This window comes from Paenibacillus sp. MMO-177 (assembly GCF_037147795.1).
Lineage (GTDB): Bacteria > Bacillota > Bacilli > Paenibacillales > Paenibacillaceae > Pristimantibacillus.
Genome location: NZ_JBBCUR010000014.1, coordinates 118606 through 140000, shown reverse-complemented (window position 1 = coordinate 140000; position 21395 = coordinate 118606). Strand labels below are relative to the sequence as shown.

General features: G+C 49.7%; 17 protein-coding genes. 1 reads left to right on the top strand and 16 read right to left on the bottom strand.

The window, feature by feature from the left end; genetic code table 11:
• Positions 1 to 140: 140 nt before the first annotated feature.
• The 4 genes from WFK81_RS28145 to WFK81_RS28130 form a co-directional block, all read right to left on the bottom strand.
• Positions 141 to 920, bottom strand: a complete 780-nt coding sequence (locus WFK81_RS28145) for an AraC family transcriptional regulator (protein ID WP_336790471.1) — start codon at positions 918 to 920, stop codon at positions 141 to 143.
• Positions 921 to 938: 18 nt separating this feature from the next.
• The gene (locus WFK81_RS28140) at positions 939 to 1514 is read right to left on the bottom strand and encodes a LysE family translocator (RefSeq protein ID WP_336790469.1); all 576 of its coding nucleotides are present in this window, start codon (positions 1512 to 1514) and stop codon (positions 939 to 941) included.
• Between the two features lie 74 nt (positions 1515 to 1588).
• Positions 1589 to 2470 carry a nicotianamine synthase family protein gene (locus tag WFK81_RS28135; RefSeq protein ID WP_336790467.1) on the bottom strand — a complete coding sequence of 294 codons (882 nt, stop codon included), beginning with the start codon at positions 2468 to 2470 and terminating at the stop codon, positions 1589 to 1591.
• A 76-nt stretch (positions 2471 to 2546) separates the two neighbouring features.
• Entirely contained in the window at positions 2547 to 3464 is a 918-nt protein-coding gene (locus WFK81_RS28130) for a glycoside hydrolase family 43 protein (protein ID WP_336790465.1), read from the bottom strand.
• Between the two features lie 187 nt (positions 3465 to 3651).
• Between WFK81_RS28130 and WFK81_RS28125 the strand changes: the two genes are divergently transcribed.
• Positions 3652 to 4176 (top strand): hypothetical protein, encoded by a 525-nt coding sequence (locus WFK81_RS28125; RefSeq protein WP_336790463.1) that lies wholly within the window; start codon positions 3652 to 3654, stop codon positions 4174 to 4176.
• On the opposite strand, the gene WFK81_RS28120 is transcribed toward WFK81_RS28125, so the two are convergent.
• From WFK81_RS28120 to WFK81_RS28065, 12 genes are all read right to left on the bottom strand, one after another.
• Entirely contained in the window at positions 4163 to 5353 is a 1191-nt protein-coding gene (locus WFK81_RS28120; RefSeq protein ID WP_336790461.1) for a Ger(x)C family spore germination protein, read from the bottom strand. The two genes, WFK81_RS28125 and WFK81_RS28120, sit on opposite strands and share 14 nt — an antisense overlap.
• Complete coding sequence (locus WFK81_RS28115; protein ID WP_336790460.1) at positions 5340 to 6464, bottom strand: GerAB/ArcD/ProY family transporter; 1125 nt, start codon at positions 6462 to 6464, stop codon at positions 5340 to 5342. Before WFK81_RS28115 ends, WFK81_RS28120 begins: the two co-directional genes overlap by 14 nt.
• 14 nt (positions 6465 to 6478) lie before the next feature.
• Positions 6479 to 8101: a spore germination protein gene (locus WFK81_RS28110; protein ID WP_336790458.1), complete on the bottom strand. Its 1623-nt coding sequence runs from the start codon at positions 8099 to 8101 to the stop codon at positions 6479 to 6481.
• A 185-nt stretch (positions 8102 to 8286) separates the two neighbouring features.
• Positions 8287 to 8979: an L-ribulose-5-phosphate 4-epimerase gene (araD, locus tag WFK81_RS28105; protein WP_336790480.1), complete on the bottom strand. Its 693-nt coding sequence runs from the start codon at positions 8977 to 8979 to the stop codon at positions 8287 to 8289.
• Positions 8980 to 9076: 97 nt separating this feature from the next.
• Complete coding sequence (locus WFK81_RS28100; protein ID WP_336790456.1) at positions 9077 to 10174, bottom strand: GntR family transcriptional regulator; 1098 nt, start codon at positions 10172 to 10174, stop codon at positions 9077 to 9079.
• 126 nt (positions 10175 to 10300) lie between these two features.
• Positions 10301 to 11899, bottom strand: coding sequence for a xylulokinase (locus WFK81_RS28095; protein ID WP_336790454.1), 1599 nt, complete (start codon positions 11897 to 11899; stop codon positions 10301 to 10303).
• Between the two features lie 119 nt (positions 11900 to 12018).
• Positions 12019 to 13230: an SGNH/GDSL hydrolase family protein gene (locus tag WFK81_RS28090; protein WP_336790452.1), complete on the bottom strand. Its 1212-nt coding sequence runs from the start codon at positions 13228 to 13230 to the stop codon at positions 12019 to 12021.
• Between the two features lie 27 nt (positions 13231 to 13257).
• Entirely contained in the window at positions 13258 to 15600 is a 2343-nt protein-coding gene (locus WFK81_RS28085; protein ID WP_336790450.1) for a glycosyl hydrolase family 95 catalytic domain-containing protein, read from the bottom strand.
• A 15-nt stretch (positions 15601 to 15615) separates the two neighbouring features.
• Positions 15616 to 16860 (bottom strand): endo-1,4-beta-xylanase, encoded by a 1245-nt coding sequence (locus WFK81_RS28080; protein WP_336790448.1) that lies wholly within the window; start codon positions 16858 to 16860, stop codon positions 15616 to 15618.
• 107 nt (positions 16861 to 16967) lie between these two features.
• The gene (locus WFK81_RS28075; protein WP_336790479.1) at positions 16968 to 17912 is read right to left on the bottom strand and encodes a carbohydrate ABC transporter permease; all 945 of its coding nucleotides are present in this window, start codon (positions 17910 to 17912) and stop codon (positions 16968 to 16970) included.
• A gap of 16 nt (positions 17913 to 17928) precedes the next feature.
• Positions 17929 to 18834, bottom strand: coding sequence for a carbohydrate ABC transporter permease (locus WFK81_RS28070; protein WP_442956104.1), 906 nt, complete (start codon positions 18832 to 18834; stop codon positions 17929 to 17931).
• 5 nt (positions 18835 to 18839) lie between these two features.
• The gene (locus WFK81_RS28065; RefSeq protein WP_336790444.1) at positions 18840 to 21386 is read right to left on the bottom strand and encodes a DUF5696 domain-containing protein; all 2547 of its coding nucleotides are present in this window, start codon (positions 21384 to 21386) and stop codon (positions 18840 to 18842) included.
• Between the last annotated feature and the right edge of the window lie 9 nt (positions 21387 to 21395).

The following is a 21395-nucleotide window of genomic DNA, read 5'->3' as shown; positions in this document are numbered from 1 at the left end:
TTCAGATTCCGCCTCACGGCGGACACCCTTGCTCTTGGCTAACGGTAGGCGTTCGCCAGCCCCCGTTCGGGACTTTCACCCTAGAGATGACGCCCATGCTGGGCGTACACAAAAATAACGGTTAAGCAGCTGCTTAACCGTTATTGGAAATGCGAGATATAGTCAAAAGCCGTTGTGCCGTAGACGCTCTTGAAATGTTTATTCAGATGAGTCAAATCCACGAAACCGCATGCGGCTACCGCCGAATAAATATCCTTGCTGCTCTCGATAAGCTGCTTGGCCCTTTCGATCTTGCTGTTTAGAAAATATTGATACGGCGATATCCCGGTATGAGCCTTGAATAATCGGATAAGCTGGTATTTTGACAATCCCAGCTCCATGCAAATCTCATCCAGCTTCAGGACATGCTCCAGGTTGGCGTGAATCATGTCTTTCGCTTTTCTGATCAAGGCATGATCCTGTCGCGTGCGGAAAGTCGAAAGGCTGGAATCAGCAAGGCGATCCGTTAGAGCAAGCAAAAATTCGCTGCACAACGCTTCATCCTTTTCGCTTAAGATCGCATTCGTTAAATTCAGAACCCTGTGCTCCAGTTCCCGGTCGTACACGATAGGATTTGAAAACCGAACAATCTCCTTCTTCTCCATAACCTCGAGCAGCAGCTGCGGCTCAATATACAGCATGACGTAATCAAGCCCCGCCTCGTCATGCGCCATTCCGTCATGCGTCTGTTCCGGATTAAACAGCATAACGCCGTTCTTATGGGATAACTGCAGGCTGCCGTCCAGGTTATAACGCTGAATGCCGCGCAAGGTAACGCCGATGGCATATTCCCGATGGGCATGCTTCTTATATTTAAACTCCGTCATGGTAGCCGATAACGCGGTAATGCCGGCCGACTTTTTATAAATAAACCACTCCATCTTATTCACCTCGCAAAGCTATACCCAAATCATAACGGCAGCGTAAGTTAAAAATAAAGCCATAACCAGATTAGCACCCGTATGATGCTTCTGCAAAAACGTTTTGAAGACTGTTCCGAAGAGAACCCATGTAAAAAAGGCCGCAAATCCGATCAAAGTGATGGCTGCAATACCAACGGACACTCCCGTAAACCCGCTATAAGTGGGCAAAATAAACGCCGGGATAACGGTTAACGCAAACAAAACGGTCTTGGGATTCAAAAACTGCAGCAGGACGCCAAACCGAAAGGAAGCATTTTGGTTGACGTCCGATTCCGAATGCCGGCTTCGGACCATCCGGTAAGCGAGATAGACCATATAGGCGCTTCCGATAACCTGGAGGACCGTAATAAACTTTGGCATTACCGTCAGAAGCACCGAATTTAACGCGGCCGAACAGACAAGCAGCAAACCAAAGCCAATCGTCGATCCATAAGAGAAGATCATCGCCTTTTTCGTTCCCGCGTTTTTTACGGTGGACAAGATCAGAATATTCGTTGGTCCTGGTGTAAACGTGGCAACCAGACAATAAACAAAAAAAGATGTAGTATCCATGAGAAGCCGCTCCTTTCACGCTCTTCTCATATCCTACATCCGAATGGAAATCGCCTATAGTATATTATTGCAGCTTATTCTAAGCCTTTGTGCTTCAAAAATAAAGTGGAATTGATGACCAAACCCTCGTCAGGCTGCGTCCGTCCAACGATATGCCATCCTTGGCTGCGGAGATCCTCCTCATCAATCGCTTCATACATAATCTGTTTCATTCCCTCAGCGGTTCGCATGGCGACCAGGGAATCCGAGGCGGTGCGGCTTATCTGTTCCAGCACGGCCTGCTTGTTTCTCACAAGACTGGCGACAAAGATCCGGTTATACGAGCCGTAATCGAAATTCGCTCCATTCTCCAATACGACCCTTACTTTTGCCGCGAATTCCATATGCTCGAGCAAAGTGCGGGACGCCTCGTAAGCCACTATGTCTTTCTCCAGGCAGACTACCTCCACACCGCTAAACAGATGCAGAATCATGGGACTTAGCGGCATAGGCCCGCTGCCCACAAACACAATGGGAGAACGTTCCGTTTGACGGCTTGTATCGGTAAACCGACGGAGGGCATCCAGTTCCCGCTTAACAAGTGCTATGTAAACCGGCCAATTCGGGAGACTTTTTACGGCGTCCAGAACGGAATCCTTCGTTTGGCAAGCCTGTCTGGAATCGCTGAGCTCGGTAAGAAACTCGGCTTCCGAGAGCTTATCCTGCAGCTGGCGCTGATGCGCTTGAATATACTCGCTGCTCAGAACGGCTTGTACCTCCTCCGGCAAATAACGGGAACGCAGCTGAAGAAAAAGGCGGCTAATGACGTTTGTTACCAATTGATTTGCCGGAGACAAATCTATTTCCTTCTGAAGAAGCTCATTGGCTTCGCGGATAAAAGCGATAAAGTCTTCAACGACCTGCCATCTTGGCAGGCTGCCCTCAGGCAACACGGATCCCGCAGAGTATACTTCCATTTGCCCAACTCTCCTTCATTCTGCATTACTGAGAATATATTCAACAGAATCAGAATGTAGAAGATTTGTCCGCAGATTACAGTTTACGGGCCAGAACGCCTTCGAAGGTGATTTTCACGGGACGAATCGTATTGTCTTCGTTAAAGTATAGCGGATCGATGCATACCACCCGGTGGTTCGAAGCCGTTTCGGTTAACGGGCGCCTGTGGTAGACAATGTAATACTCGTCCGTATCCGGGATTTGAATATATCCGTGATGCCCCGCCCCGGTCGCTACTTCCGGATCCTGCTGCAAGATGGTATCAATCCTCTCGAAAGGTCCTAGCGGCGAATCCGCAAGCGCATAGGCTACCCGATAATGAGGACCGCCCCATCCGCCTTCCGCCCACATAAAGACATACCTGCCGTTCCGCTTGATCATGCAAGGTCCTTCCACATAGTCCTTTGGCGTTACTTCGCGATAGACGGTTCCGTCCTCGAATGGAAGCAGGCTGATCATATCCTCTCCTAGCAAGGCGACATTGCAATGTCCCCAACCTCCGTAGTAGAGGTACACCTGTCCGTCCTCATCACGAAAAACATGCGGATCGATAGGCTGCGCGCCATGATGGAACCGGTCAATCAGCGGTTTGCCAATCGCATCGCGGAACGGTCCCTCCGGACGGTCCGCGACTCCGACGCCGATGCCCCCAAGCTCATCGTTGCTTTGAATATCGTTTGCCGAGAAATAGATATAATATTTGCCGTTGCTCTCAATCGGCGAAGGGGCCCACACCGCTTTATCCGCCCACTTGAAATCTTTCTTGTCTAGAACCCGTTCTACCTTGGTCCAGTTGACAAGATCGTCGGAATAGAACGCGTCCAGAAACAGCTGTTCTTCGTATTTCGCCGAATAAGTCGGGTAAATCCAATACCGCCCTTCAAAGATTCTTGCTTCCGGGTCGGCATACCAGCCAGGGAAAACGGGGTTACCGGATGTAAGGCTATTATTCATGGATTATTCCTCCTAATAGAAATGAATGCAGTAAACTTTCATCTACTAGAATAAAGTCAATCCGCCAAGATTGTAAGCCCTTTCTTATTGGATTACAGAAAAAAATACGGCAGGTTTAAAAAGAAGCCGATCGGTGAATGCTGATCGAATACCCTTCCCCCGTATCATGGTTATAGGAGACGTCCGCATGGATATAAACAACAATCCGTTGGTAAAAAAGGCTTATGCAAGCCCCAAATTAAGACAACACCTCTTAAACAAAGGCACGATGTTTCTATATTGCGATTATGCAGGCTTCCCTTTGCACAAGGCTTACGGGGCCGCTTGTTGTACCGTTTTTGACCGGACGATCAGCCTATCCGCCAAGAAGCTGCCGATTTCAGAGGATCACGGCTCAAACTACGGCGAGATCATGGCGATTATTTTCAGCCTGGAAACCCTTGCGGCAGCAAGAGCAGGATTAGAGCATCAGCCTAAAATCGCCGTCGTTTACACCGACTGCATCCGCATTCCGCATTTGCTGGCGCATCCGCAAGCTGAGGGGGAGCCGGGAAGAAAGGAACTGTTAACCGCTTTGGCTAAGTTCAACCGCAGACTCCCCGATATCAAGCTTCAGATCAAATACATAAGCAAGCATAAGAAAAACAACTGCCTGCATCGACTGGCTCATAATGCCGCCCGAGAGGCTGCGCGTTCGTTTATTTTGTCGTAGAGCCATAATCGGTCACTCGCAGATCGATATCCAAGTTAACTTTCGAAGCGCTGAACGTGTCATCCCAGTTGGCTTTGACCTCTTTCCATAGCTTTGGCTTCTGGATCCTCACTGCCTCGCCGAATTTGGCTACATCCACCTTATAGCGGGTCTGCATGGAGGCCAGCAAATGCTCCATCATGCTCGTCAGCTTGCTCTTAAATAACTTCTCTGCCTCTTTCTGATAGGACCTCAAGGAAGGGTCCGCCTCTAAATCCCAGTCTTCGCTGATCCTGCCTTCGGTTTCAACGCGGACCCTGAAGGTGATCCGGTTGTCTTTATCCGTCTCTACCCGGATACGGGTTTTCATGGCTTTCATCTCGTAGGTGATTGGATTATCATGCTCATCGTTGGTTTTGATCGTGCCGCTATCCCCTTGGTTTGTCAGCCAGTTGACGCATTCCACGTCTTCCTGCGACAAATTCCCGATCCAGCGTCCGGTATCCCCTTTGATAATGCCGGCTCCCGAGAATTCGATATGTTTTTTGGCCTGAATAATATTCTGAAGAATAAAGCTTTGTTTGGAATGCATCAAGGCATCCAGATCCGTCAGTAGAACGGCGTCCATAATCTTGCTTGTCCGGAACTGGTTATGCACAACATCGTTAATATAGAAAGACGGTACCTCGTCGGGAGTTTTTGTCGTTATGGCTTGTATGGCCTTGCCCGAGCTAAGAAAAATCTTCACGCTTGGCCGAATATCGTTATCGCGAAGCATAAAATTCGTCACCTGCCTGATGCTCCTCTCTTGAAGCAGCTGCGTGGAGATCACGATAATTTTCAAGTGATGGCCAATAATAGGCTTATTCAAGCGAAGGGAAAACTGGCGAAAGATCTCGAGAATGGAATCGCCGGTTCCCGTAATATTCGTATAAGGCGAAGTCTTGCCCTTTGTTTCATCCTTGGACCCGACCTTCAAGGGCACAATTTGAACCGTCGCCGTTATTTTATTCTGCTTGGAATAGCTTCCTCCCTCTTGTTCAAGTTCTTTTTCCACCGGGCTCTCATTATTGCCACTGTCTAACGCCATCCCCGCATAAATCGCAAGGTCTTCAATCTCATTGCTGCTCCAGCAGCCGGATTGCGTGATCAGAAATGCTGCGGCAAGCAGCAGTACCGGAAACCTAAGTCTTCTCATGCCGAGTACCGCCTTTGGATCTTATAAGAGCAATAAGCGTAAGACTGACGGGAAACAAAATAAACAAAAGGACGCTAAAATATCCGATGTCATCTCCAAGCCTGAACAGCTCATTAATATTTTTGGGAACCATGGCCGCAAGGAAGATAACCGGTACTAGCGCAAAAATAACCGGTTTGTAAGGAAGGTTGAACAATTGCGACAGACCAAGGGATGAATTGTAAAAGAAGCTGCTGTAGTTGCAGAACATCTGCATCAGCCAAATGACCATTAGAGGGAATTCGAACCGTTCGAAGAGAAACCCCGTAATCTCAAAGCTTCGGATCAGATCAATCGTTGGCCATGTACTGGTCACTGCCGAATCGACGGACAAACCGCCAATGACCATAATAATGGTAATAAAATAAATGCCGGCAGGAATGGCGATTCCGGTCAGCATCGCTTTTAGCGCCTGCTTTGGATGTTCCAATTTTGCCACAAGCGTCATGACGACCTCACACCCCGAGTAGACGAGAATGGTGGATTTCAACCCCTTGATAACGGGAAAGATTCCGTCGCCAAGAACCGGTCTCAAATTGTCGATATGAAATAACCTCAAGCTCAGCACATAGGAAACAATCAGAATAAACAAGCTGATGGGAAATACAACCTGACCCACCCGCGCGATTGCATTAATGCCTCCTCGAACCAAATAAGCGCCTAGCCAAATAAACGGAATTATGATCGCCCAGATCGGCGTGCCTTCCAGCAAATAAAACATCGTTACCTCCGACATCGCGCGAATCTCGAAGCCCGCAATTACGATGTAATACAGGATTAATAACAGGCACCATAAAATTCCGGGATACCGGCCTGCCAAGATTTGCGTATATTGATAGACGGTCTTGCCCGGAAAGCGCAGACTTAATTTAACCATCAGCGTTACAACAAGCATAATGATCAGGCCGCCCATCAGAACGGATATCCAGCTGTCAGGCGTTTTTACCGTCTCGCTGACGCTTCTTGGCAAGGTCAGAATGCCCGCTCCCAGCATCGAATTATTTAAAACCAGCGCCGCCTGCGAAGATGTGATTTTGTCGTCCGGCGCAAGAAATGATTTTGAAACAGACATCGTTTCCCTCGATTCTACCTGCGTTTGTTTTGTATCGTTTTCATTAGCTTTGGTCTCCTCTTCATCAAGAAGATCGGTACGCGCAGGAAGAAATCCTTCCAATCGCTCCAGCGGTATGGGCTTAACGGAGTTAGATAGGGAACGCCAAAGCTTTTTAGCTTGGATAAGTGACTGCAGATCAGCAAGAAGAACAGGATGGTTCCAAACATGCCTAGAATCGAGGCGAACAGCATCGCGACGAACCGGAGGAGCCGAAGCGTAATCCCCGCGCTGTAGACCGGAATCGAGAAGGAGGATATCGCTGTTACCGCAACAACGATAACAAGAAATGGACTGACGATCCCCGCTTGCACCGCCGCTTCCCCGATAACAAGACCGCCTACGATCCCCATCGCGGGTCCAATCGGCTTCGGCAGCCGAATTCCCGCTTCTCTCAATAATTCGATGGAAATTTCCAGAATCATAACCTCGATCAAAGCCGGAAAAGGAACGTTCTGCCTCGTTTCAATAATCGTTAAGGCAAGCTCCGTAGGAATTAATCCCGGATGAAAGGAAATAAACGAAATATAAAGGGATGGGGCCATGACCGCAATAAAGGCAGCCAAAAACCGCAGCATTCGCAACAGGGAACCGGGCAGCCAGCGTTCGAAATAATCCTCCGGGGACTGCAGCAGCATGCTGAATGTAACGGGAACAATCAGAGCAAACGGCGTGCCGTCCAGCAAAATCGCAATTCTGCCTTCGAGCAGCGCTGCGATAACCCGGTCTGGACGCTCCGTATTTTGGATTTGCTGAAAAGGACTTAAATAATTATCCTCAATCAATTGTTCAATGTAACCGGACTCGGCAGCAAAGTCGAGCTTGACCTTTTCGATCCGGTCGTTAACCTCTTTCAATAAATCCGGGTTTACGATTTGATCCAAATATACGATGGCCAGCTCCTTCTGAATGGTGTGGCCAACCGTATAACTTCGGATTTGCAAGTTTTCCGTAACTCCCTGCTTTCTCAGCATAGCCGTGTTTACGTTTATATCTTCCGTAAAGCCAATGCGGGATCCGCGCAGCAGAGATTCGGATACCGGCTCCGTTATATCGCGGGCGGGTCCGCTTGGCGGATTGATCAGCAAGCCTTCATTGTGACCGTCAATTATTAGAGCCAAATAGCCAAACAAGATGGCTTTCTTAAGCTCCTCCATGGAAGAGGTCGCATGAGCCGAGCTCGTCGGTAAACGGTTTATGATCGGGAGAGGGAGATTGGCTTCGGTATCCTGCAGCATTTGCATAATCCCCAGCTTAAGCACTTGATCCTCCTGCATGCCCTTTACAAAAATGAGAGCGGCACGGACCTTTGCATTCCCCATGGTTAATTCGCGTATGACGACATCGCTGTTTACCCCAACCGTGCTCCGGATATTATCCATATTGGCATCGTAATTTGCGGTAATGGGATCACTAGGCGTTGCATTGTCCGAGGAAGAATTTAAGCTTGTTGCCCCGCCAGAAGAGACCAGCTTATCATCAGCAAGCGAAACCAGCGATTTGTACAGCCAGTAAAGCAGAATGGGAACGACAAGAGCTATTAACGCCTGGAAAAACACGCTCCATCCCGGAATATGGGATTTAATAGAAGACAACATCCATAATCATTCCTTTGATTGCTCTTACTCTGGCGTCAATGGCATCGTATGAATAATATTCCTTATTTGGATTTTAATATACAGGAGTGGCCCGAGAGACCTGGTGTAGGGATAGAACAAAAAAAGACAATTCCCTTCTGCGAACAGAAGAAAATTGTCTTGATCTGCGGAGCATGTACGCTTCGCTATTTGGTTTGTCCGTAATAAGCATTTGCCCCGTGTTTCCGGAGAAAATGCTTGTCGAGAAGAGACTGATCCATCGGCTTAACATCCGGATTAAGATTATAGGCATGAAGGGCCATCTTGGCTACTTCTTCCAGCACTACCGCGTTATGAACGGCTTCATGAGGATCTTTGCCCCAGTTAAACGGCGCGTGGCTGTTCACGAGCACGCTTGGAATCATCATCGGATCTTTATCCTTGAACGTCTCAACAATAACGTTGCCCGTCTCAAGCTCATATGCGCTCTCGATCTCCGCGCGTGTCATGGCGCGGGTAACCGGGATTTCACCGTAGAAATAATCGGCATGCGTGGTGCCAAGCGCAGGAATGCCGCGGCCGGCTTGGGCCCAGCTTGTCGCCCACGGAGAATGCGTGTGCACGATACCGCCAATATGCGGAAATGCTTTATATAGGACAAGATGGGTTGGCGTATCCGAGGATGGCCGGAGATCGCCTTCCACCTTATTTCCCTCAAGATCAACAACAACGAGATCCTCCAGCTTCAGCTTATCGTAAGGCACCCCGCTCGGTTTGATGACTACAAGGCCGCTTTCCCGATCGATACCGCTCACATTTCCCCAGGTAAATGTAACAAGACCATACTTAGGCAAATCTAAGTTGGCTTCCAATACCTCTTGCTTTAACCGCTCCAGCATGATGCTCATCCTTTCGTCGAACTTCATTTTCAATGTCATTATACACTTGTACGTACATGTTTTCTACAATTATTTTCCCTTGCCCTACGACTTGTCATTACATCTTGCGGGTGGATTCCCTAATAATCAAACTTGGCTTGTATATTTGGGATTCCGGAACCGACGCCCCGCCGCTTTCAATCAGCTCGAATAACATCCTTGCGGCATCCTCACCCATTTCCGACTTCGGATGAACAAGCGTCGTCAGCTTCACTTCGGAAGCCGTTGCAAGCGGTGAATCGTCAAACCCTACGATGGATATATTGTGCGGTACCGATAATCCGGCTTGGCGGATCACATCAAGCAGCTGCAAGGCCAGCTCGTCATTGTAGCAGACGAAAGCCGTTGGCCGCTCCTCCTCCGGCAGCGACAGAAGCCGCGCTGCTTCCGCAACCGGCTTCTCCGCTTTCTCCTCCGTCCGGTAAGCCACTACAAATTCCGGCGGAAGCAGACAGCCCTCCTGCTGATGCGCGCGCATAAAGCCTTTGAGGCGCAGTACCCCCTGCTGGTCATCCGTCTTGAAAAATCCGACGATCCGGCGATGTCCCAGCTCGAGCAAATGCTGCGCTGCCGTTCTGCCGCCTTCTTCATCGTCAATAACGAGGGAAGGGCAGCTGATTTCCGGGTATCTGGCGTTAATCATGACATAAGGGATTCGCCGGTTGTTAAGCGCGAGAAAATAAGCGAGGTTTGGGTTTCCTTCCGCGCTTTTGGTCGGTTCGATAATTAATCCGCTTAGCGGCTGGCTGGTTAACATCGACAGGCTTTCCCGTTCCCTGCCCTTGTCGTTATCCGTGCTGGAGAGCATAAGCCGGTAACCTTTAGCGCGAATCGCCGCTTCCGTCCCCCGAACGATATGCGGGAAAATATAATCCGAAATATACGTCGTTATGAGACCTATCGTCTGCGTTTCCACGCGGCTCTCGCTTTCCCGCGCATCCGCAACGAAGGTACCCTTTCCTTGCAGGCGGTACAGCCTGCCTTCCTTCTCAAGCTCGCCAAGCGTTTGGCGGACCGTTTGCCTGCTTAACCCGAATTGTTCGGAAATCTCGTTCTCTGAAGGCATCTGTTCATTGGGCTGCAGCTTCCCCGTATCCAGCCATACCAATATTTCTTTCTTCAGCTGAATGTATTTCGGCAATGATTTTTCTTTCATGAACTTGCCCCTTTGCTAGCTTGTCTGCACGATTCTGCGATATGAGTATAGATTAACAAATCAGAGCCAGGAAATACTACTCCTGGCTCCAATCGTTTCGACTATCCGCACGCGCGGGATAACGGCTTATTTCAAATATTCAACGGCGGCTCTTTCAATGGAAAGTCCCGCCTTATACCGTTTCATAAAGACTTCAAAGCCATCTACATCCTTCGGATCAGGGGAAACCTGCGAGCCGGCTTTGCCCGCAAACACCTTCCCGTTCAGGAAGCCTTCCAGCGTTTCGTTCTCTGTTTTGTTCATCATATAGGAAGCAAGCAAGGCGATCCCCCACGCTCCGCCTTCGCCCGCTGTCTCCATTACGGATACGGGAACGTTCAGAGCGCCCGCCATGATCTTCTGGCCAACGCCTTCCGTCTTGAATAAACCGCCATGACCCAGAATCTGGTCCAGCTTTACTTCCTCTTCTTTAAGAAGAATATCCATGCCGATCTTCAGCGCTCCAAGTGCCGTAAACAAATGGACGCGCATGAAATTCGCCAGATTGAAGTTACTCTCCGAGGAACGCACAAACAATGGACGGCCTTCTTCGAAATGCGTCATGTGCTCGCCCGAGAGATAGCCGTAAGCAAGCAGACCGCCGCCATCCGGATCGCCTTGCAGAGCCAAGTTGTACAAAGTACCGTACAGCTTGTTTGCGTCAACGTCCAGGCCCATTACCTTGGCAAATTCGTCAAACAGGCCAACCCATGCATTCAGATCGGACGAACAGTTGTTGGAGTGAGCCATGGCGACCAGATTGCCGGTAGGCGTCGTAACGAGGTCGATTTCATCATAGGCCTTGGACAGTTCCTTCTCCAGAACAACCATCGCAAATACCGACGTTCCCGCGGACACGTTGCCCGTGCGCTTCGCGATACTGTTTGTCGCAACCATGCCGGTTCCGGCGTCGCCTTCGGCAGGGCAGAACGGAATTCCCGCCTGCAGCTCTCCCGACACGTCCAGCAGCTTCGCGCCTTCCTCTGTCAGTACGCCGGCATGTTCGCCGGCAACCAATACCTGCGGCAAAATATCCTCGAGCTTCCAAGGGAGCTCTTTCGCCGCAATCCGCTCGTTGAATTGATTAATCATCGTTTCGCTAAAGCTGCCCTTATGGATATCAATCGGGAATACGCCGGATGCTTCGCCTACGCCAAGAACCTTCCGGCCGGTCAATTTCCAGTGAATGTACCCCGCCAGAGTGGTCAGGAAATGAATGTCCGCAATATGCGCTTCTTGATTCAGAATCGCTTGATACAGATGGGCAATGCTCCACCGCTGAGGAATATGGAAATTAAACAATTCGCTCAGCTCCGCCGAAGCCTGCTCCGTTATATTATTTCTCCACGTACGGAATGGAACGAGCTGATTGCCGGCCTGATCAAACACCATATAGCCGTGCATCATTCCGCTAAAACCAATGGCGCCAATCGTTTGCAAAGCCACGCCATACCGCTGCTTCACATCGCCCGCCATCTTCAGGTAGCTGTCTTGAACGCCCTTCCAAATATCCTCCAGGCTGTACGTCCAAATATTATTGAGGTAGCTGTTCTCCCAGTCATGACTGCCCGATGCAATTGGCGTATTGTCTTCACCGATGAGAACTGCTTTAATCCGGGTAGAACCCAGCTCGATTCCAAGTACTGTTTTGCCGTTCTTAATAGCCTCTCTCACATCAAGACTCATGTTTGTTCCTCCATTATGATTAATGAATTTTGAATGAAGTTCGGTATAACTAACTTGTCTGTAGACAGTATAACATCATCGCAACTTGTATGTACATGTTTATGTGTTTATTAACCTTCTTATCTTACAAACCCGAAGCCAAGAATCGTAAACCGCTTATTCTCATTGCCAGCCGCCATATTGACTTCTACCGTATGTTCTTTCGAAGCAAGTTCCCGATACAAAATAACGGCGTGGCAGCGCGTCCACCCGACTGTATGGGATTCGGCCACCCGTACAAGCTTTCCGTCGACCCGGATATCGGCGTTTCCGAAATCATCGCTCCCGGAATTTTTATAAATGAGGAGCAGGCTTTTGCTATGAATCGTCATGGTGAAGCTCTCGTTTCCGGCTTCCGGTGTACGCATCCAATTGAAAGGGAACAGGGGCGTGCCCGTGGGATGGTCATCCATTTCGGCAAACTGCAGCTCGGAATCATAAGCATGAAAACTGCCTTCCGCCAGGATGGCTATTTCTTCGAAATTGTTCCGATCCAGCAATTGTACGTTTGCAAAATCATTGCCGTAAACGGGCGGCTTATTAAGGAGCATGTCCTCCTCATTTGGTGCATGTTTGTCGGTTTCAGAGAATAACCAGCTTAAACAATCGGCCATAATGCGGTGCCCCGCGTTGGTAGGATGATAAATGTCGCTGAAAAATTGCTGCTTGGAGATGACATGGCCTTCTTCCTTTGATTTGTAGAACTGCTCCGTCACTGCATCCTTCACGCTTACCATGGGCAGACCATATTGCTTGCCGACAAGGGAAAGCCGGTCCTGCAAATTCCAATCGTTCTCAAACACGCTGAACAGCAGGATAACGGCTGGCGCATTGCGAGCGGCAAGAGCTTTAAGCACGAGACTTTCGTAGCAAACTCCATTTGTCTCATCGTCGGCATCGTTGACAGCAAATTCAACGACGACAATATCAGGCTCAGCCTCCCCGTCTCTTCGTACGTCGCGGTCATAACGAATCATGCCCAGCTCGGAAGGCGTGCCTCCGACTCCCGCTTTGATCAAACGGATATGATCGCCCCCGTCTTTACCAAACCTCTCTTTGAAAGCGGTATAGGTTAGGTAAGCGTAGCAGCCGGTGTGGAGAGGCTCAGCTCCCGCCCCATGCGTGATCGATCCGCCAATAAAAGCAATCGTAACATCATCGCCTCTCTTCGCCTTGGCAATCGCGGCTTTCAGCCGCTTATTATTGCCTTTGTCAAGCAATGATTTCGCAATCATATTGCGATAAGTCTTCGAGCCAAAATCAACAGGCTCCTCGGAAGCATATAGGGTCATCGTTATTCTCCTCTCATAGGTTCGATTTCATTTCCCAGCGATATAGCAGTATTCCGCCTTATAGCTGCCTCCGAGCACATAAACTTTCCCCTCCTCGGCATCGAATGCAACCGCTCCATCCTCTTTAGGATCGAAAATAACGGGAAGGTCATCGCAGGACACGAGGAAGACGGCAGCGGAAAGGACCACGCAGCGTCCGGTAAATGCTGCCTGAATGCAGGCATCCCATCGACCGCTGCTGTCCCACTCCAAATCGACCGTATATCCTCCACGGGCTTTCAACCCCGTTATTTTTCCTTCCGCCCAGGCTTCCGGTAAAGCCGGAAGGAGATTCAGCTCGCCGGCGTGACTTTGCAGCAGCATTTCGGCAATTCCCGCCGTTCCACCGAAATTGCCGTCAATTTGAAACGGCGGATGATTGTCAAATAAATTCGGGAGGGTGGAATGACGAAGCAGCGCCAGCACATTCCGGTACGTTTCTTCGCCGTCCCCAAGACGTGCCCAAAAATTAATGAGCCAAGCCCGGCTCCAGCCGGTATGCCCTCCGCCGTTTGCAAGCCTGCGCTGCAGCGTTACCCGTGCCGCTTCGGCTAATTCCGGTGTCCCGCGAACCGTGAACTGGCTGCCCGGGTACAAAGCAAACAAATGCGAGATATGGCGATGCCCGGGTTCCGCTTCTTCATAATCCTCAAGCCATTCCTGAATTTGGCCATATCTCCCAATCCCGGTCTTCGGCAGCTTTGCTCTCGCGTCAATTAACTGCCCCCTGAAATCCTCGTCCAACTCAAGCAGAGTTGAAGCCTCAATACAGCATGTAAATAGTTCGTGCAGGATTTGGCTGTCCATCGCGGGACCATAACATAAAGTGCCGGATTCTCCGTTCGGCAGGATATACGTATTCTCCGGAGAAACGGAAGGATTGGTTACCAATCGGCCATCCGGCAGCTCCGTCAAATAATCCAAGAAAAATAGTGCCGCTTCCTTCATCGTTCCATAACGCTTAGCAAGAAACGACTTATTCCCCGTGAAGCTATAGTGCTCCCAGATATGGAGGCACAGCCAAGCAGCCCCCATTGGCCAATAGGTTGCCGGCAAATAAATATCCTGCGGCGCCGTATCCGCCCAAATATCCGTATTATGGTGCGCGACAAAGCCGCGGCAGCCGTACATCTCGGCCGCCGTAACGCGTCCCGGCTCCCTCATTCGCTCGATATGATCAAACAGCGGCTCGTGGCATTCGGACAAGTTGCCGATTTCCGCAGGCCAATAATTCATCTGGGTATTGATATTAATCGTAAACTTGCTATCCCATGGAGGCGTTAGGCTGTCATTCCATATCCCCTGCAGGTTGGCCGGCAACGAGCCGGGGCGGCTGGAGGAAATTAACAGATAGCGGCCAAATTGAAAATATAAGCCCAGCAGGTCGTGGTCTTCTTGCCCTTCCCGCATCCGTTCAAGCCGCATATCGGTTGGCAGTAAAGCGATATCATTCTCCCGATCGTTTGAGCGGCTGCCCAGGCTTATGGAAACTCGGTTGAACAAAGAACGAAAGTCCTCCGCATGACGTCTGCGCAGCTGCTCGTATGAATAAGACGATGCCTCGTCAATAATCCGCTTGCATTCGGAAGCCGGGTCCTCATAACGGAATGAGGTGGATGCCGACAAGAGCAACGTCATGCTTTGCGCGCCTTCGATAATCATAAATTCACCGGTAATCTTGGCTGTACCGCCTTCAGGCAGAACGCGAAGAGCTGCGGCATAACGAACGCCGCCCTCGCCGCCGGCTTTGCCGAGTACTCGCAGCGCCGTTTCGTCTATTCGTTCCGTTTGATCCAAATGCCTGTTTCGAATCCCCGCTAACCGGACATCCAAGGACAGCCCGGCCGGACAATCGGTGGATAGGCGAACGACGAGAATTTGATCCGGGTAACTGGCAAATACTTCTCTCGTATAGCTGAATCCGCCTTTATTAAAGCTGACTCGAACTATTCCTTCGCTCAAGTCAAGCTCCCTGCGATAATTGGTTATTTCTCCGGCAGAATTCGTCATGGTCAGATGGAGATCGCCCAAAGGCAAATAATGTCTTTGCGATTCCGGCACGCCCGACAGACTAATGGCCGCGAGGCGGTTTGCCTCGCTTAATCTTCCTTCCAACAGCAGCTTTCGGATCTGGGGCAAATTCGCCAGCGCATCCGGATTGTTTCGGTTAACCGGCCCGCCGAACCACAGGCTGTCCTCGTTTAATTGCAATCTTTCCCCGTCCGGACTGCCGAATACCATAGCTCCTAATCTTCCGTTTCCGACCGGCAGCGCTTCGTCCCACTTGGCTGCAGGCTTGTTGAACCATATTTTTGGATTCATGCTCTTCATGTTCTCTACCTCCGGTTAATCAAGCTTTGATGGATCCGCTATTGCCCAGAAAGCGGGCTTTGCTTGCAGCTTTTTATCAAAGAGCAGCGGCGCTTCCGTCCGTTCGACAGGGAATGTGCTGAGCCAGGTATGATCGTCGGCGATTCCCCAGAACACAACGGCGCTCACAAGCCCTTTATTAGACTTTAAGGCTTCGAATAATTCCTTGTAACGCTCCGCCTGTTTCCGTAAAATTTCTTCCGGCACTTGGTCTCCGAAATCGGTGCGGTCGTTCCAATTATAGAGGCTCATATCAAGCTCGGTAATCTGATTATCGAGCCCCAGCTCCTTGAATTTTTTCATAGAATCGATAATGTTCAATATGGCAGGGCTATAAATGCTGATATGGGTCTGATGGCCGACGCCGTCTATCGGAACGCCTTTATCCAACATCTCTTTAACCAAAGCATACAAGCGATCGCGCTTTCTCGGATCATCCGTGCCATAGTCATTGATATACAGCTTTATTCCGGGCCCTCCCGCATCCCTCGCCGCGCGAAAAGCTGTTTCAATATAATCGGTTCCCGTAATTTTGTACCAATTGCTGTTCCGCATACCGTCAGGATCAGCCGGTTCTATGACTTCATTAACAACGTCCCAATATTGGATATCCTCCTTGTAACGTCCCACGATTGCCCGAATATGAGCATCCAGACGGCCCAGCAGAAGCTTCTTGTTGGCTTCCCGCTTCTTGGCATCGGTCTCGTCAACCATCGGCTTTCCGTCTGCGTCAAGGAAGAACCAATCCGGCACCTGGTTATGCCATACGAGAGTATGGAAGCGAACCGCCATGCCGTTTGCCTTGGCGAACGCAACGATCCGATCGGCCTGCTCCCATTGGAACTGGCCCTCAATCGGCTGGATGGAGGCCGGTTTCATAGCATTCTCCGCGACAACCATATTCACCTGCTTCTTCATGAGCTCCGCCGACAACCCGCTTGTCTGGCCGGGCTCAAGAGCGGCTCCAATAAAAAACTCCTCCTTGAACGTATCCGCAAGCGACGGAATATCCGTCTGGACGGATGGAGAGTTAACCTCGGCAGACTGCTTGGCCGGCTCCGTGCCGGGATCTGGCTTTTCAGAAGCTGGTGATTCGTCAATCTTTGCCGTAACGGGAGCTTCGACGGTTTCACCGGATTTATTCAACGCCAGCACCAAAATAACAGCGGTCAGAATAATTGCTGAAAGAATAAATGCTGGGCTCTTGCGAAAAGGAAACATAAGAAACCTTCTTTCTATTGAAATGAGAAAACCTCTACCTCGGCCGCTCGAAGAAGAGCGGCCGCGTATAGAGGCAGGTTTTATCGACAAAAACAATTCGTTTTGAATTACCCGACAAGTCCCGTCCGTTCAATGCTTTCAACGAAATATCGCTGTACGAACAGATATAAAACAATAAGCGGCAGTATCGCCAGCAAAATCCCCGTGTCCTGTACCATGCTCAAGTAGAAAGGATCCTTGGCAGAAGCGTCGTTTCCGAGAATGATAGACAGGTTATAAGGCAAGGAAGACAGCTGCGTCGACATGACGTTGCTCGAGGTCAAATACGTTGTGGTAAAGAAGCTGTCGTTCCATTGCCAGACAAAAGAGAACAGCAGGACCGTAATAATGGAAGGAACCGCGTTAGGCAGCATAATCCGCAGAAAAGTCTGCCCGACGCTTGCTCCGTCCATGTAGGCTGCTTCCTCCACTTCCCTCGGAATTCCACGGAAAAACTGGCGAAAAATAAAGATGTACAGACCGGCTTTCAAGGAGTTCGCCGTAATGGACGTCAGGATAAACGGCCAATACGAATTCAGCAGATTCACGGATTTCCCCGTAATAAGGGGGATCAAACCCATTAGAGTAAAGTCCTTTAGATTCAGGTACATCGGGATAAGAATTGTCGTCGGCGGCACCATGATAGTTAGAATGACTCCCGCAAACAGCAGATTGCTGCCCCTGAACTTCAATCTCGCAAAAGCGTAACCCGCCAGCGCGCAAGAAATGGCCGTTAAAATGGTCGTTGTCGCCGACAAAGTAAACGTGTTGAGCAGCGTTTTCCAGTAGTCCATGATGGATATGGCATTCTTGAAATTCTCAAGGGAATAATGCTCCGGTATCCAAACGACAATAGGCGAATATAGATCGGTTTTTGCTTTGATGGCGGTAGATATCTTTTGAATAATCGGATACAGAATGACAAATGACAGGCCGGCAATCAGCACGAGCCGAACAAACGACCAAACCCAGCGTTTCCAGCTTTCAAGCGATAACAATCGGGCTAGGATCAACAAAATCACCTGCTTTCTATTCTTGGTAGAAGACCTTCTTCGAAACAATATAGGAGCTGATAAGCAGGATCAGCATAATAGAAACGAAGTACAGCCAAGCCATTGCCGAGCTCAGTCCGAAATCAAAGTTGGTAAAGCCCGTTTCTTTGATCAGATCCGTCATGTCGTTCCGCGAGAAAGAATCAATAATGGTATAGATCATATTGACCAGAATGAGCGGGCTGACCATCGGGAAAGTAATCTTCCAGAACGACTTGTAGCCCGTTGCCCCTTCCATCTTGGAAGCTTCGTAAAGCTGCGGAGAGATCGTCTGGATGCCGGCCAGGAAGATCAGAATCTGCACGCCCGATTGACTGACAATCTGGTAGATCCGTTCCACCGCGCTAGTCAAATAATTAACGATGCTCTCGCTTACGCCCGCATCCTGCATCAATCCTGCCAGCTCATAGGCACCTAAAGCATGGATAGCTCCGCCCGTGCCCTGATTCTGGTCATTGACGGCTTGGACAAGACTGGAAGTCTCCAGCGTCATAATGACTCCCGATGCTAGAATGACCGGCAGGAAGAATATCGAACGGGCAATTGAACGGCCGATAAATTTCTGGTTCAGGAGAACGGCCAGGAACAAGCTGAAAATAACGATTAACGGGACGTTAACGACCATGTTAAGAATCGATTCCGTCAAGGTACGGTTGAAGCTTGTATTTACGGTCAAGGCATTTACATAGTTTTTGAAGCCGATAAAACTGATCTGAATCCCCGATGAATTCGCATCAATCTTGCTGAGACTATACCGGAAAGAGTTGATCAGAGGAATAATAAAGAAAAAGATAAACCCAAGCAGCCAGGGTAAAACGAACAGAAAGCCAAGCAGAGCTTTCTGCTCCGCATAGGTTCGTTGCTTCATGCCGAGCTTTAGCATTCGTTTCAAGATTGGTCACCACCCGTCAAGTAACTCTCGGCTTCTATCGTCTTGCCATCCACATTCACTTGAGAACGGTTATAGTTGACAATGATAGATATCCCGTTGCCGTATACCGTTTTATACACGCCTTCCTGCAGCTTCTCATGACCGGTAATCGGCTCATTCCGGACATTCCGGAGCACCTTGTTGACCTCCTGATACATGGTTGCCGCTTTGTCCAGCCAGAGCTTATAGTTCACCGCGTACAGCTCGTTATGGTCCGTGTCCTTGACGGTATAGTTCGGCTCGTAAATCCATTCGAAATAAACATTTGCTCCATATTCCAGGCATTTCAGAATGTATTGCTTTTCATTCGTATAATTCGAGAGATTGTACGGCCTGCCGGTATACTCGACATTGCCGCGAATAACCATTTGATAGAACGGGATCTGCTCATCCTCGAGCTTAAACCCGCTATTGCCCATCGGCGCATTCGTTATGTCCGAAAGATACGGCAGCGCGTAGGCATTGCCGCCGTTGCCCATCACCTGCAAACCCTGCAGCTTCGCCAGCGCTTCGCGCGAGATCTGCTCCGATTCCGTCCGGTCTATTTGGTTATGCTTTCGGTAATCGCTATTCAACTGATTGGCGAGGTCTCGCAACGAGATGCCTGGTACCTCGAATTTTCCGAGTCCCTTTAAAGCCGATTCCACATAGCTCTCCACCAGCCTCGGGGTAACAATATAAGACGGGCTCTTCGCTATATCCCGGCGATTTAACGCCAGATCTACCGGGTAAAGGACGGCAGGGTCCCCTCTCAGCGTTCGGGATGCCGATTTGGTCTCATTAAAATCGGCGCCCGTATTCGCTGTAAGAACCGCAACATCGGGAAATAACGTGACGCCGTTACCCGCTGCAAACGAAGCAAAGTCCTTCAGCCCTTTGCTGCCCCCAATCTCATCGTCAACGTCAATGGATTTGGGCACTTTATGATCCACGCCGCCGTTGAACCAGCCGGCATATTTCAGCTTAATCTGATGCACGTCAAGCTGGTTCATCTGATTAATGATATCCTTGGCCTCGCTAAAGGTGGTGAGCGATTCAAGAGCCCTGTAAGGTATGCCCATGAAATGTTTTTTGTCCGAAATGCTGCCATCAAGCTGAAGATAGAAAGGGATATCCTCCTTGACGGAGACTGTTCCCTGCGCCGGGAGCGCCTTGTTCTGCGTCAAATACTCCTTGTAATAGCTCGCCATTCCCTGATAATTGGCATCCTCGCCGCTTAGGAAAGCATAACGGACAACGAAATCGGATTTCATCGGGTTTTCTTGAAACTTGGGAAGGGAACGCTGCTGACCGTTTGCGTCAAGCGTAACCTGGCCTTTATTGATGACATTAAAACTTGGGTAAACATAGTTGTAGCTGTTTAACCTTCCGCTTATATCCGCATTAATCGTAGCCACAGACTCCCCCTCTTCAATAATGCCGAGGAAAGCGCTGTCCCCGCGGATGATCCCGAATACCGGAAGTCTTACCGCTTCTTCTCTTGCCGCATCTTCCGTCCTCGCCGTTGTATTGTCTTGCCCGTAAACAACCTGCTGATAGGAAGGATAGCGGGTTTTCCCGCTGTTAAAGTTAATCAGGGCGCCGGAGCCATCCGGAACAAGCATCGAGCCTTTATCCCCTGTTCCGCCCGCTCCGAAGAAATTGAGGAAAGACACGCTATTGACCGGGTACTCTTCCGGGTATTGGATGTCGGCCACCGGAACGGAAGCAACGAGACTGTTGCCGTCCAAAGCGTACTTTATAGTCGCTTTAAAAATTCTCGGCGCGGTTTTCTCTTGGGTGAAATGAAGCTCCTCCATATCCTGTTTAAGGTCTTCTTCGGTATAACCCGCGGCTTCGATCGCTTTTAACGCACGGTCTAGCTGAAGACCGTTTAACGCGCTGTCATTTCTTTCGTAGGCCGTCTTCTCCTTGTTTTCTTTGTAAGCGATTTTTAATGCGCGCTGCCCGGTTTTATCCAGCTTCTTGTTTAATGATTCAAAGCGCTCGACACTCATCATTTTCGGCATATCCTCAACCGTCTTCTCCATCTTGCCGAATTGATAAGTCACGCTAAGCCCGTTTGGAAGCTTCTCCATGCTGATCTGTTTATTAACGACGCTGTCCGTATAGGAGTTAATCGAATTGAGCTGCCCGAAGCTATTGTAAAAATCCAGCTTGATCTGGGACGATAACAAATCCTTGTTTACGCCTGCCGCAACGGAATCGTCATTTCGGCCCGGAGGGTTGCTGCGCCACACCTCTCCGCTTTGCTTATGAAGTACGGCAATTTCGCCGGTCTGATCATCCGCGAATAACCGGAGCTGATCATTCTCCGCCACTCCTTTCATGTCAGCAAGCCGGGGGTCCGAGAAGGCTCCGCTCAAAGCCTTGCCTTTTGTAAAAGCCATAACGGCTTGGTCTGCCTCTCCGGTCTGGTTGCCCGGCGCGGAGTCCGAGCATCCGGCAATCACCATCGCAACCAGACAGCAACCGGTCAGCAGGCTTATTCCGGTCTTATTCATTTATAAAGC